Genomic DNA, 13,581 nt, shown 5'->3' on the forward strand with positions numbered 1-13,581 from the left:
TACGACTGATAGGTGCAACACACTAATTATTAATGTGTTATCACGCTAAGTTTATGCGACACATTAATCATCATTTTGCTATAACATTGGACACATGCTACACAAAATAATCATCAATGTGTTAATTACTTCACCATAACTTTCTTTCCGTCGACGATATAAACGCCGGGGGCCATCGAGCGGAGGCTATTGCTGTCCTTGGCCACCATACTGCCCGTCAGCGAATAGACGGCGCCATGACGGCTGTTGGGAGCCGCGTTGACATCGGTGATGCCGTCGGCAATGGCCTTTGCCGTGATATCGACAATCTTCACACCACCGACGAGCAACATCTGCATGGCTGGATCGCTCTCGCACTTCACGGCGATGAAACTTGCAAACTTATCCTCCTTCGTGGCCTTACCATCATCGGGATGATTAATGGTGATAGGATCGGTGAGGGCCTGACCGACGATGGCACCGTGAGGGGCATTGCCGCCCATGGTGTAGACGGTAAACGCCTCGGGATAGGGAGCAAACGAGTTGCAAGCGCTGACGGTGATGTCGTAGGCATGGCCTTCGGTGAACTCCAATGGTGGCGAAACGAGGAAGTCGGCCGCATAGTTCGTCTCGTGAGCCTGATAGATATAGAGGTATCGGTCGAGGATGGAATACTTGTGCCACTCGAACGTAGAGTAGTCGCCATTGGCATTGAAAGGAGTCCAGAGCATCGCATCCGCCTCATTGTTGAAGTCGGCCACATACGCCGTGTCGATCGTAGCTGCCGGACCGTTGACAATGAACGAAGCTAACACGCTATCGCCCACACCATCGGCATTCTCAGTGTAGACAGCATACTGATAGCGTTGCAGCGTTGGCAGGTCGTCGTCGGTGAAAGTGGAGTCGGCAAGGTTGTCGGCAAGGGTCTTCATGTCGTTCATGCGCACGAGACGGTATTTCAGCGAGGCCCTGTCATAATAACCACCGTTCTTTCCGCTCTGCGGGCTGTGCCACGTAATGACATTGGACACCTTGTTGCTGCCGTAGAGGTCGGCAAAAGCATAGACGGGCTTACCTGGAACATCGCGGCCAACGAAGGTCTCGACGAAGCGGTCGGCACTGCCTCCGGCCTTGTTGTATGCCACCACATGATATCTGTATCTGTCCGACCGCAACACGCTAACCGTAGCTGTCGACCGCTTGCCGGGCTTGGCATCGGTCACCACGGCTACGACGCTGTCGGCAGTGCTTACGACGACGCTGTCGAGTTCAGTCAGAGGAGCACCGCTGACCGTCGAGTCGGGATTTATCCACGACAGACTGACAGTCATTCCGCCTTTCTCAGCCGGTGTAGCCGTCAGCGAGTCGACGCGCTGCGGAGCTGTCAGTACACTTGGAGCGTAAGGGGCATCGAGGCCCACAGTCCAGTAGCCCTCGCCGTTGTTCACGCTGCCGCCGATGACTCCGAGGAGCGTAGCTGCACCGGTGGTGGTGTTCACCTCGTAGAGGTTGTTGACGTAAGAGCCATTCTGCTCCACAGCCCAATAGAGTTTATTCGCACTGCGGTCGAAACCCATCGACGAGAATGTCATGCGCGGGCTCACTCCCGTGGCTCCCACCTCGTGACTACGGCGCGTGGCTATGTCTTAGGTGCAGAGAATGCCGTCGCGGGTGACATAGTACATCGTGCCGTCGGCAGCAATACTGAAGGCACGGGCATAGAAACCGAGGTCGGCGACGACCGACTTGAACTTTCCCGTCTGCAGGTCGACGGTGCCGAGCATTGACGTGCTCACGTCCTCATTGGCCGAGTTGGTGATGAAATACATCTTCTCGTCGTTGTAGTTGTAAGCCATATCCTGCGGCGAGCCGTAAGATTCGGGTACTGTGCTGATCTTCTTAGCCTTACCGTTGGTGATGGCCACACTATAGAAGATAGTGTTGAAATCGTCGTCAAATCCTACGACATACATCACCGAGTCCTTGATGGCTCCGGCTGTAGGAGTGACGTTGCCACTGGTCAGCGTGGCATTCTCAGGATGCTCCGGGGCGATTGTCACCAGTCCCGGCGAACTGTAGTTGCGGGCGTAGCCATAGAGCGTAGCGTTTTGTGCTGCCGAGCTCAAGGGCATCAATGCCGACACAAAGCATGCCAGCACAATAGAACGTAGCGTTTTCTTCATTTTCATAATGTTGTTTTAGTATCTTAGTTTATAGATTTGTGCAAAATTAGACAACTTATCCGACAAATCATCAAAACGAATAGAATTATTTTAAATCTTTAACAGACATCATTCCAATTTCCCCCTACCGGCATCCGGAAACGCATACCATCGGCATTCTTATTGAAGATATGCTGGTGGGAATCGTGGTTCTTTCATTAGCTGACATCATTATAGAAAAGCACGGGGCGATAAGAAAGTACCGACAATGGGATGTAAGAATAATTCACATTGTAAGAGTCATCGCCCCGACTTTGTATTATATTGACTGTCAGCAGGTTACTGATACATGTCGTTTTGCGTTGTAAAACGGTCCGTTTTAGAACGTAAAACGGACCGTTTCGTGAGATGAAATGGACCGTTTTGAAGGCCAAAATGATACGTCTTGGAATGATGTAAATATATTTCAATGCCGGATAATTATTACGTTGCCTTTTCAGAGCAATAAGGATACTTGAAAACTGCCATGCTACTGATTTATCATTGCACTAAGCGAGTTTTACCAAGATACATCTAATTTAAGGATATATAAAAATTCCAGACAATGAGTCAGCTGAACTGACAAACGATTAATACTAACTCTGAACAACCGTCAATGAGTAAATTTAAGTGTCAATGGGTAAATTTATACTTCTGTTTCATAAAATTTATCGTGTGAACTTGTAATTATGAAGTTGATGTTATAACTTTGCGGTAAAACCAAAATAACCTGACTGATGACCATACTGACGGCAATGACTAAAAGCTTGAACGTTTGCAGACAGCTGCGAACAGCCGTCGTGTTGGGACTTTTGTGCATAGCGGCTCTTTCGTCATGTGAGAAAAGGGAGATATTCCACAGCATTATGCCAGCCACGGTGAAACTCCACAGCGGCGATGTTGTTTTCCGTCGTGGAATGAGCCTAACGAGTCATGCCGTCCTCGCCGCTGACGCTCAGGGCAATTACTCTCACGTTGGAATCGTCGTCGACTCGGCTGGGAAAAAGATGATAGTCCACGCGGTCCCCGGAGAACCAGACTTCGACGGCGATGTCGACAGAGTGAAGATGGACGTGCCGGAGAAGTTCTTCTCCTCGGAGTATGCCTCAAAGGGAGAGGTTTGCAGGCCAACGGATGAGGCAATGGCTGCTAAGGCTGCACAAACGGCACTGCGACTTTATAAGAAACGGGTGCTGTTCGACGATGATTTCGACGACAGCGACACGACAAAGATGTACTGTACGGAACTCATTGTCTACGCTTTTAAGCAGGCCGGCGCCGACATTAGCGAAGGCCGACGGCACAAGGTCGACATACCGATAATCAAAGCTGACTGCATTCTGCCGTCCGACATCCATTCGTCGCCATACCTGAGGACAATAATAATGTTTCACAAATAAAACTCATTAGCTATGAAAAGACTACTATCAATTGCAATCTTTGCAGCTATGTGCGTAATGTTGATAAGCTGCGGAAAGTCGGAACCACGGCGAGTAGCCGAAAAGGCCCTCGACAGCGTCATCGACGAGGACTACCGCGGATACTTCGACTGTGTCTACTTCCCTGCCGACAAGCAGGAGGAGAAGGAGACTGCCATCTCCATTATCGAGGAGAAAGTTAAGAAAGCCAAGGAGAAAGGGACCAAGGACAACAACGTCCCCGTCAGTTACGAATTCGTTTCGGAGCAGGTCAATGATGACGCAGGAACTGCCATTGAGACTTTCAACATCAAATATGCTTCGGGAAAGACCGAGAAAAGCGAAGTAAATCTGAAGAAGGAAGAGGATGGCAAATGGTATATCGAGAACAAGAAATAAGGAACTGGGGATACAGCTTTGGCTATAGGAGCAATAGAAGGCTATAGGAGCTATAGGAAGCTATAGGAGCTATAGATAGCAATAGAGCCGCAGAAAACGAAGGACGGCTGCAAAGCATTAAGTGCCCAGATATACCCTATGCCGCTCTCGACAGCAGAGGGCGGGCAAGGACAATCTTTCTAACGTCAATCCTGGAGCAGAGGATGAGATAGAACTCACCGATAACAGCAAGGAGAGGGAATGAAGCCGATGCCGCATGGATGACGAAAGGAATTAGACTGACGGCAGCTAACGGTGGCATGGTGAGGTGAGTGAGTTTCATTGCCATCAGAGCCAAGGCCACAGTGATGGTCAGCGCGATGTACAATGGCAGCGACATACGGTCGAAAAAGATTATCCGACCCATCGTGCCGCATGCTGCCGTGAGTGCCGTGGTGACGATTATGCGCCGTGGCTGACGCCGCAGTCTGTTTCCCGGCTGACAGAGGGTGACGAATACGACCATTAGCGGTGGTGCTATCAGAGCCGTGAGATGTGAGTATTCGGCAACGGCGATTATGGGTAGCAAACCGACGCCAATAATCATCCAATGGCGTAACCGGCTGGCAGTGAGACGATGATGATGCCGAGACGATTGCGAGACAGCACTCCTCCACCCCATCGCCACCGCAATCCGCGACAGCGCCACACAGAGCGTCGATACAGTCAGGACCGCCACGGGATAAACCAATGACGGCGAATGGAGGACGATGGGCAGCAGACAGGTGGCTATGACGGGGAAGAGCGTTGCTCGGCCGATGATGAGGATGGCTACGGCGATGACAAATGCCGACGCCATAGCAATCACTGGATAGTCGTGGAGCCATAGTTCCAATGCTGTTCCAGCTATGGCTGCCACGGTCAACAGCCATGGTGCAGAACGCAAGGAGACTGTCCACGGGCGGCGGTCAGCGATGATGAGTCCGACAACGAGGGCAGCGGCGGGAGGATAGATTATCGATCTGTCGCCGAACAGCGACGACATTGCGCCCATCAGTGCTATCGCCATAAGACTCAGCACATACCTGATTATCAATGTTCTACCGCCCTTATTATTCATTTCCTTATGTTTCTTATCTATCGTGTAATGATATTCAGCAAGGGGGCATCAGAATGATGCCCCCTTTCAGTATAATCCTCTGCCGACAGATTATTTTCGCCCTACAGCAATCTTCTTACCACCAAGGATGTAGATACCCGGACTGAGTTTAGAGACAGCGCTGACAGTGGTGTTGCGAGCAACCATGCGGCCGCTAAGGTCGTAGGCATTGGCCGTCGACATAGTAGATGCTGTGGGTGCAGCTACTCCGTCAGTCGTCGAGCCGTCGAATGAGCCCGTGTAGTTGGCCTTATACTCTGTCTCAATGAGTTTCGACGGGTTCTTAGTGTTCGTAATCTTACAGCCGTTGATGAATTTTATTCCGTCGCAGTAAGCTAAGAACATGCCCTTGGCGGCCTCGACCTTTACATTGTCGAAAGTGACGTTGCGCACATGACTCTCTGGGAGTCCGAAGATGTTTATGGCAAAGTTCGACTTGTAGCTCGATTTATACGGCGTTCCCGTCGACGTGACGTTCTGAATGAGGATGTCGTGGAAGTAAGGAGTCGTGGCCGTACTGTCCTTGACAGCTGCCGAAGCCGGCGATGAGGGGCGTCCGTCGTACCACGCGTCGATACTTATAGGATTGTTGACATTCTTCATCGTGCAGTTGCGCATCGTGAGATTATATACGCTGCCGCTCCTTCCGCGCTGGCTCTTGAGACGGAATCCGCTGTCGGTGCCGTCGAAGGTGATGTTCTCATAGATGATGTCGTGCATGTGCTGGGTGTAGCTGCCGAACGATGCTCCGTGTCCGGTGCCAAACTGACAGTCCCACACATGGACATACTGGGCCTGTGAGTCCATTACGACGTTATCGTCGCCGTTGCTGATATCGCAGTTGTAGATGTTCACATGGTCGGTCCATACGGGTATTCCGTCGGTATTGTGGCTTGGGAACGAATTCTCGGCCGGCCGGAACGGCAGTGTAGAGTCGGGTTCTCTTATGACCACATCGTGGATAGTGCAGTTGCTGCCCTTTCCGCTCTTTCCGGCAGCGATATTCACTCCAGGAGCGTTCTGAATTCTGAGGTTTCGGACGAGGAACCGCTGTGCACTCGTTGTGAAACGGATGACGGCTCCACGCTTGATGTAGTTCCATGCCGCAGCCTTCTCGTCGCGCAGCCGCCACCAGTCGGAGCCCTGTCCCTCGATGACTGAGGTCTCCTTGCTCTCACCCTCGATGATAAGGTCGGAGGCGTTGTTGTCGGCCGGTGTGATGAAGTCCTGCAGCGACACCGACTTCGTGATATTTCCCACTGTTCCGGGATACTGTCCAAAGGGCAGGAGCTTGAGCGTTGCACCGGCCTTGAGGTGTAGCACGGTGCGCGCCTTGAGTTTTATGGGTCCACAGAGCCATGTGCCGGCGGGAATGACAACCATTCCACCCTCATCGGGAACAGCATTGAGCGCAGCCTGGATAGCAGCGGTATTGTCGGCCGACTCTTCCGTGGCTCCATAGCTGACGATGCTCATGGTGTTGGCATCGGTGATAGTCGGGATTGACGGCAGGGCCACAGCAGTCCAGCCATCAGGAGTATTCTGTGCAGCAAGCTCGGCACTGACGTCACTCTGTGCTATCATTGTTGCCGGCATAAGCATTAACGCCGCCAGCAGCGAAACATGAAAGAAAGTTTTTTTCATTGTTGTATTTAGAAAGTTTTCAAGTTGGATGCAAAATTATTCAATATCTTCCACAATTCCAAATAATTGCCGTATAATTTAATGGTATTAGAATTTTATAATCAGTGTAAAGGTCAATAGCGCAAAGAGTTGCGGACTGAAAAAAGAAGAACAAACCGCAACCAAACAGAGTCTTCTCTGCTTGATTGCGGTTATCAGTTTATCGTTCAGATCCCTGAGGGCGGACGATTTTTTCAATGTCAAACGACCGATATCACTTCTCGGAAGGACGCTTACAGAGAATATTCTCGGCCTTTCGGACCTCTTCTTTCGTTGGTGTCGGTACCCCGTCGAGCGAATAACGCAGACCTAATTCTCGCCATTTATATACTCCGAGGGTATGATAAGGCAGCACCTCCACCCGTTCAACGTTAGTGAGAGTGTCGATGAAAGCGCGCAGACGCCTCAGCGACTCCTCATCATCGGTGATTCCGGGAACGAGAACATGTCGGATCCATACCGGCACTCCCACATCCGACAGACAGCGGGCGCAGTCGAGGATATTCTCGTTGCCGTGGCCGGTGAGGTCGCGGTGCCGTGCCGAGTCGATATGCTTGATGTCGAGCAGCACAGTATCAGTGCTCTGCATCAACCGTAGGAACTTGCCATAGAAAGGCTCGCGCCGCGTAAATGGCTGTCCGGCAGTGTCGAGACACGTGTTGATGCCCCGTCGGTGAGCCTCCTCGAAGAGACTGATGACGGCATCAATCTGCAGCAGAGCCTCACCCCCGCTGACCGTTATTCCGCCATCCGAGCCCCAGTAGGCCCGATAGCGCTCGGCCATATCGAGCAGCTGGCTGACCGTTGTGGCCTTATCGCTGTCGGAGGCCATCCGCCACGTGTCGGGATTGTGGCAGTAGCGGCACCTCATGTGGCAGCCGCGGAGGAAGATGACGAACCTCACCCCCGGACCATCGACAGAGCCGAAGGACTCGGTGGAGTGTACGTAGAGCACGGCCTCGCCATCATGTGGTGCCGCCGTGCCGCCGTTGTTAGAGCCGCTCATGAGCCTGACGAGCTATAACATCGAGCTGCTGCTCGCGTGTGAGGTCAATGAACTTCACTGCATAGCCGCTGACACGGATGGTGAAGTTGGCATACTCCGGCTTCTCGGGGTGCTCCATGGCATCCTTGAGTTTGTCGACACCGAAGACATTGACGTTCAGATGGTGAGCGCCCTTGTCGAAGTATCCGTCCATAACGCTGACGAGGGTCTTGGCGCGCTGCTCATCGTCGTGGCCGAGGGCACTCGGACTGATGGTCTGGGTGTTGGAGATTCCGTCGAGCGCATATTTGTATGGCAACTTAGCCAGAGAGTTGAGCGATGCTAAGAGACCGTTCTTCTCGGCACCGTACGATGGGTTTGCTCCCGGAGCCAGCGGTGCACCAGCCTTTCGTCCGTCGGGCATATTGCTCGTATACTTACCGTAAACCACATTTGAGGTGATGGTGAGGATCGATGTCGTAGGCTCAGAATTGCGGTAGGTGTGGTGCTTCTTGACCATGCCGATGAAGGTCTTGAGCAGCCAAACGGCGATGTCGTCGGCGCGGTCGTCGTCGTTGCCGTAGCGCGGGAAGTCGCCTTCGGTCTTGAACTCGAGAGGGAATCCGGTCTCGTCGCGGACGATATTCACCTTAGCATATTTGATGGCCGAGATAGAGTCGACGACATGTGAGAATCCGGCAATTCCCGTAGCGAAGGTACGGCGCACATCGGTGTCTATAAGAGCCATCTCCTCAGCCTCATAGAAGTATTTATCGTGCATGTAGTGGATGAGGTTCAGGGTCTTGACGTAGACAGCTGCGAGCCACTCCATCATATCCATGAACCGGGGCATAAATTCCTCGTATGTGACCACATCGCCCTCGATAGGACGATAAGCGGGACCCACCTGCTGCCGTGTCTTACTGTCGACACCGCCGCTGATAGCGTAGGTGAGGCACTTGGCGAGGTTTGCGCGGGCTCCGAAGAACTGCATCTCCTTACCCGTCTGTGTAGCGCTGACGCAGCAGCAGATGCTGTAGTCGTCGCCCCACACCGGCCGCATGACGTCATCGTTCTCATACTGTATGGAGCTGGTTTTCACAGAGATATAAGCTGCATAGCGTTTGAAGGTCTCGGGCAGCCGACTGCTGTAGAGCACGGTGAGGTTTGGCTCCGGCGACGGACCCATATTCTCCAGTGTGTGAAGGAAGCGGAAGTCGTTCTTCGTCACCATGTGGCGTCCGTCCTGTCCCATTCCTGCCACTTCGAGCGTAGCCCATACGGGATCGCCGGAGAAAAGCTCGTTGTAGGAGGGGATGCGTGCGAACTTCACCATGCGGAACTTCATCACGAGATGGTCGATAAGTTCCTGTGCGTCGTCCTCGGTGATGGTGCCCTCATTGAGGTCGCGGGTGATGTAGATATCGAGGAAAGTCGACACGCGGCCCACTGACATGGCAGCTCCGTTCTGCGTTTTCACAGCTCCGAGATAGCCGAAGTAGAGCCACTGCACAGCCTCACGAGCGTTCGTTGCAGGCTGCGAGATGTCGAAACCATACTGAGCAGCCATCTCCTTCAAGCCCTTGAGAGCTTTGATCTGCATGGCAACTTCCTCGCGCAGACGCACTACTTCGTCGACCATCTCACGCTCACCCATCGTGGCGAGGTCGTTCTTTTTCTCCTCGATAAGGCGGTCGATACCATAGAGGGCCACACGACGATAATCGCCGACGATGCGTCCGCGGCCGTAGGTGTCGGGCAGTCCGGTGAGGATATGGTTGTGACGAACGAGCTTCATCTCCGGTGTGTAAGCATCGAAGACACCGTCGTTGTGCGTCTTTACATAGTTATGGAAGATATCGTGGAGCTTGGCCGATGGCTCATAGCCATAAGTGGTGCAGGCCTGCTCAGCCATCTTTATACCGCCGTAGGGCATGAAAGCGCGTTTCAGCGGTTTATCGGTCTGGAGGCCGACGACACGCTCGAGGTCCTTGGTTTTCTCGTTGATGTAGCCGGGACCATAAGCGGTGAGACCGGAAACAACTTCTGTCTCCATGTCGAGGACACCACCCTTGGCTCGTTCTTCCTTCTGAAGCTTCTGCAACTCTCCCCAAAGGGTGTTGGTGGCATCAGTAGGACCGACGAGGAAACTCTCATCACCATCGTACTGGGTGTAGTTATTCTGAATAAAATCTCTAAGATTAATTTCTTCCTTCCACTGTGTTCCGCGGAAGTTACGCCATGCGTTGCTCATAATAACGTGGTTGATGTTAAAATTTATAAATATCGATGTGGTTCAATATCCTTTCCCCAAGCATCTGTTTCATTAAGGCCCGCAAAGGTAGCCATTTTCTCTCAAATACGCAAATTTTTCTTAATCTGCGTTCGGTACGTGCTTACATTTTCCACTGTACTCGCTAAAGTCGACGCGGATGATGTTCACACGGTGGAACGATTTCTCGCTGTATTTATAGCCTATAGAGCGGTAGTCGGGCGACAGTTTGTCGACAATGAGGTGGAGGGCTTTCATGCGTTCTTCGGCCGTGAGATGGATGTGTGCCGTCCCCTTGAGGATAACACTCTCATACTCAGTCGTAAACCGCGACGGCAGGAGGTGAACATTACCGATGATGCAGAAGCTCACCCCCGGCTGTCGTTCCAGTGCGTCGAGCTTGTGGCCGTCAGGAGCGCAATGGATGTAGATGGAATCGGCACCGTCCCATACGTAGTTGACGGGAATGCCGTAGCCGGTGCCGTCGGTGTCGGCCATCGACAGCACACCATATTCACTTGTCCGCAGCAGTTCGCGGGCCCGATCTTCGTCCATCAGTCGGTCCTGACGGCGAACAGTATCGTTGACATATTTCATAAGCTGAATGGTTTTAAAAGTTTTGTTCTGCAAATGTATGCATTTCCACTGAGACCGGCAAGTGTTTACTGTCTGATGTAGGATCGTTATTTTCGCGGAATCGAATGGACTCGCATTGACGCTCTGACTGCCATAAGCTTCTGCCGTCCCCAAAAAGAAAAGTCCCGGAAGCCATCATTTTCCATGTGGCAACCGGGACGAAAGAATATATTATTCAACGAGATTCTTTATGTCCTCATCGACAGTTGTTATGCCGCCGAGACCGAACGACTCCTGGAGTGTCTTCAACACGTTTGGCGAGACGAACGCCGGGAGCGTAGGACCGATGTGGATATTCTTGATGCCGAGGCTCAGAAGGGCCAGCAGAACGATGACGGCCTTCTGCTCGTACCATGCGATGTTGAACACTATCGGCAGGTCGTTGACACTGTCGACACCGAAGATCTCTTTCAACTTCAGAGCCACGACTACCCATGAGTAGCTGTCGTTGCACTGTCCGGCGTCGAGAACGCGCGGAATGCCGTTGATGTCACCGAGATTGAGCTTATTATATTTGTACTTGGCGCAGCCCGATGTGAGGATGACGACATCCTTCGGCAGGGCCTTTGCGAAGTCGGCATAGTACTGGCGGCTCTTCATGCGGCCGTCGCAACCGCTCATGACGACGAACTTGCGTATAGCACCGCTCTTTACGGCCTCAACAACCTTATCAGCGAGAGCGAATACCTGGTCGTGGGCGAATCCACCTACAATCTCACCGTTCTCGATCTCGTCGGGAGCTGCTGAGTGGCGTGCCATCTCGATGACCTCAGAGAAATCCTTGTGGCCGTCGGGACGCGTAGCTATATGCTTCCAACCTGGGTAACCCGTTGAATTAGCGGTGAATACGCGGTCAGCGTAGTTGGAGTTTGGCGTCGGCGGAACGATACAGTTGGTGGTGAAGATGATTGGACCATTGAAGTGGGAGAACTCCTCACGCTGTTTCCACCAAGCATTACCGTAGTTTCCCACGAGGTGGCTGTACTTCTTCAGCTCCGGATAGTAGTGTGCCGGAAGCATCTCGCCGTGGGTGTATACGTCGATGCCTGTTCCCTCGGTCTGCTCGAGAAGGTCGGCAATATCATGAAGATCGTGACCGCTGATGAGGATACCCGGACGCTTGCCCACACCGATGTTCACCTTCGTCACCTCCGGTTTGCCATAAGCACCAGTATTGGCCTTGTCGAGGAGTGCCATCACGTCGACACCATATTTACCGGTAGCAAGAAGGAGCTGGAGCAAATCGTCGCCCGTAGCATCGGGATTGGTTATGCCGGTGAGAGCCTTGGCCATGAAAGCTGCGATTGATGCGTCGCGCTGTCCGAGGCGTGCAGCATGCTCGTAGTAAGCGGCCATACCCTTGAGTCCCAGGACGATAGTCTCCTTCAGCGAGCGGATATCCTCGTTGGCGGTGCGGAGCACGCTCTCGCGGTCGCCCTCAGCGGTGAAGTCGCTCTTCTCGCCACCCCACTCTACCTCATGATAATCGGGCAGACGGAGGCCGCGGTCTGCGGCTGCAGCGAGCAGTTGTTTCTTCACAGCCAGACCCTTGTCGACCTTAGCGAGCAGAGCGCTGTCGTCGAAATTGGCATTGGTGATGGTAGCGAAGAGTGCATCGACAATGAAGTCGTCGACGGTAGTGTCGTCAGCCATTCCGTTCTCGAGAAGCGAATGGTATATTGTTCCTACACCACGTGTGACACTAAGCAGCAGGTCCATCCAGCGGCTTGTCTCCGGTTTCTTACCACACACACCGCGAACGGTGCAACCAGTGCCCTTGGCTGTCTCCTGACACTGAAAGCAAAACATCTGATTCTCCATAATATTATTCTTTTGTATAAAGTAACTCTTGTTTTTGTTTATTGTTAATTATTATTCCTGCTCCATGCGTATGAAACCGGGGAAGATGAGGTTGTTCTCGAGGGCGATGTGCTCCTTGAGGTTCTCGAAGAACTTATAGAGCTCGTGGTTCATGAGCCTGTACGACGCACAACCGTCGGTAGGAGTCGTGAAGTTCTCGGTGATCTCAGTGATATGCATCCATGTATCGCCTGTGGTGTCGTGCTCGAGCATCATTTGGCGGATGGGGTAAGCCACTGAACCACAGTGGAATGGTGCTGGCTCACGACCCTCTTCACGAGCGTTGTACATCTCGTAGAACTGGGGGAAGAGCACCTGCTCCTCTTTAGCGAAGTGGGAGTCGAGCTCCTCAAACGAGCCCTCAACGAGTTTTCTCACCTCATGGAGCTCGGGATGCCGCTCGCCATGTACGCTCTCAACCTTCTTCACGAGGTTCAGCAGCTCCTCATGGTGGAGGTGGAAGTTGCGGTGATGCTTCTTCAGCACGTAGTCGACGAGCAGGTCGAGGGGCCACTCAGCGAACTCCGGTGCCCTGCCGCCTTCGGGTGCGGTGGTCTCGATGCTTGCCAATACGTCGTCGGGGTTGAGGTTCTGCTTAGCGCAAGCACTCTCGAGAGTCTCGCTGCCGTGGCAGCAATAGTCGATGCCAAGGCGGTCGAAAACTTTTGCGCGGTTGAAATCGTCGGCGACAAGTGCGCCTACACTCATGTCTTTTGTCAGCTTGTCATTCATATCGTTTTCCTTTCTATTTTGTTTTCTGGTGCAAAGGTAGCAACAATACCGCACCGTTATTATCGGGATTTAAGGATTGTTTCTATATAATTAATCGATATTTTCGATGAATCTCGAGAAAAAGCCGTATATTTGCAGTCGGACGAGCACGATACTGGCAGAGGAAAAGAAAGTTAATCGACTGAATATCAATGTAATATGAGATTAGGATATTAATGTAGAATCATCTGTCAGCTATATGTTTCCCGACTAAAACGAAAATCAACAGAGAAAAAAAT

The 13,581-nt window shown here is 52.3% G+C and carries 11 protein-coding genes; 2 read left to right on the forward strand and 9 right to left on the reverse strand.

The window, feature by feature from the left end:
* Positions 1-125: 125 nt before the first annotated feature.
* Positions 126-1,598, reverse strand: a complete 1,473-nt coding sequence (locus LDN30_RS10795) for a fibronectin type III domain-containing protein (protein WP_223929483.1) — start codon at positions 1,596-1,598, stop codon at positions 126-128.
* A gap of 27 nt (positions 1,599-1,625) precedes the next feature.
* On the reverse strand, positions 1,626-2,168 hold the full coding sequence (locus LDN30_RS10800) for a YncE family protein (protein ID WP_223928057.1): 543 nt from the start codon (positions 2,166-2,168) through the stop codon (positions 1,626-1,628).
* 767 nt (positions 2,169-2,935) lie between these two features.
* Between LDN30_RS10800 and LDN30_RS10805 the strand changes: the two genes are divergently transcribed.
* Complete coding sequence (locus tag LDN30_RS10805; RefSeq protein ID WP_223929484.1) at positions 2,936-3,580, forward strand: C40 family peptidase; 645 nt, start codon at positions 2,936-2,938, stop codon at positions 3,578-3,580.
* A gap of 12 nt (positions 3,581-3,592) precedes the next feature.
* Positions 3,593-3,997, forward strand: a complete 405-nt coding sequence (locus LDN30_RS10810; protein ID WP_223929485.1) for a nuclear transport factor 2 family protein — start codon at positions 3,593-3,595, stop codon at positions 3,995-3,997.
* 136 nt (positions 3,998-4,133) lie between these two features.
* On the opposite strand, the gene LDN30_RS10815 is transcribed toward LDN30_RS10810, so the two are convergent.
* The 7 genes from LDN30_RS10815 to ric all read right to left on the reverse strand — a co-directional run bounded on the left by LDN30_RS10815 (position 4,134) and on the right by ric (position 13,303).
* Complete coding sequence (locus tag LDN30_RS10815; RefSeq protein WP_223929486.1) at positions 4,134-5,096, reverse strand: HPP family protein; 963 nt, start codon at positions 5,094-5,096, stop codon at positions 4,134-4,136.
* 90 nt (positions 5,097-5,186) lie between these two features.
* The gene (locus LDN30_RS10820; protein ID WP_223929487.1) at positions 5,187-6,779 is read right to left on the reverse strand and encodes a glycoside hydrolase family 28 protein; all 1,593 of its coding nucleotides are present in this window, start codon (positions 6,777-6,779) and stop codon (positions 5,187-5,189) included.
* 253 nt (positions 6,780-7,032) lie between these two features.
* The gene (gene pflA / locus LDN30_RS10825; protein ID WP_223929488.1) at positions 7,033-7,824 is read right to left on the reverse strand and encodes a pyruvate formate-lyase-activating protein; all 792 of its coding nucleotides are present in this window, start codon (positions 7,822-7,824) and stop codon (positions 7,033-7,035) included.
* A complete protein-coding gene (pflB, locus tag LDN30_RS10830; RefSeq protein ID WP_223929489.1) occupies positions 7,811-10,057 on the reverse strand; it encodes a formate C-acetyltransferase in 2,247 nt (748 codons plus the stop codon). Before pflB ends, pflA begins: the two co-directional genes overlap by 14 nt.
* A gap of 120 nt (positions 10,058-10,177) precedes the next feature.
* Positions 10,178-10,672, reverse strand: a complete 495-nt coding sequence (locus tag LDN30_RS10835) for a pyridoxamine 5'-phosphate oxidase family protein (RefSeq protein ID WP_223928050.1) — start codon at positions 10,670-10,672, stop codon at positions 10,178-10,180.
* A gap of 210 nt (positions 10,673-10,882) precedes the next feature.
* Positions 10,883-12,535: a hydroxylamine reductase gene (hcp, locus tag LDN30_RS10840; protein WP_223928325.1), complete on the reverse strand. Its 1,653-nt coding sequence runs from the start codon at positions 12,533-12,535 to the stop codon at positions 10,883-10,885.
* 48 nt (positions 12,536-12,583) lie between these two features.
* On the reverse strand, positions 12,584-13,303 hold the full coding sequence (ric, locus tag LDN30_RS10845) for an iron-sulfur cluster repair di-iron protein (RefSeq protein WP_223928049.1): 720 nt from the start codon (positions 13,301-13,303) through the stop codon (positions 12,584-12,586).
* Between the last annotated feature and the right edge of the window lie 278 nt (positions 13,304-13,581).

The sequence above is a fragment of the Prevotella lacticifex genome (genome assembly GCF_019973375.1).
Lineage (GTDB): Bacteria > Bacteroidota > Bacteroidia > Bacteroidales > Bacteroidaceae > Prevotella > Prevotella lacticifex.

What these genes read in the sequence shown, in the direction of transcription:
- LDN30_RS10800 (WP_223928057.1), bottom strand. Translation starts at nt 2,168, where the DNA reads ATGAAAATGAAGAAAACGCTACGTTCTATTGTGCTGGCATGCTTTGTG.
- LDN30_RS10805 (WP_223929484.1), top strand. Translation starts at nt 2,936, where the DNA reads ATGACTAAAAGCTTGAACGTTTGCAGACAGCTGCGAACAGCCGTCGTG.
- LDN30_RS10810 (WP_223929485.1), top strand. Translation starts at nt 3,593, where the DNA reads ATGAAAAGACTACTATCAATTGCAATCTTTGCAGCTATGTGCGTAATG.
- LDN30_RS10815 (WP_223929486.1), bottom strand. Translation starts at nt 5,096, where the DNA reads ATGAATAATAAGGGCGGTAGAACATTGATAATCAGGTATGTGCTGAGT.
- LDN30_RS10820 (WP_223929487.1), bottom strand. Translation starts at nt 6,779, where the DNA reads ATGAAAAAAACTTTCTTTCATGTTTCGCTGCTGGCGGCGTTAATGCTT.
- pflA (WP_223929488.1), bottom strand. Translation starts at nt 7,824, where the DNA reads ATGAGCGGCTCTAACAACGGCGGCACGGCGGCACCACATGATGGCGAG.
- pflB (WP_223929489.1), bottom strand. Translation starts at nt 10,057, where the DNA reads ATGAGCAACGCATGGCGTAACTTCCGCGGAACACAGTGGAAGGAAGAA.
- LDN30_RS10835 (WP_223928050.1), bottom strand. Translation starts at nt 10,672, where the DNA reads ATGAAATATGTCAACGATACTGTTCGCCGTCAGGACCGACTGATGGAC.
- ric (WP_223928049.1), bottom strand. Translation starts at nt 13,303, where the DNA reads ATGAATGACAAGCTGACAAAAGACATGAGTGTAGGCGCACTTGTCGCC.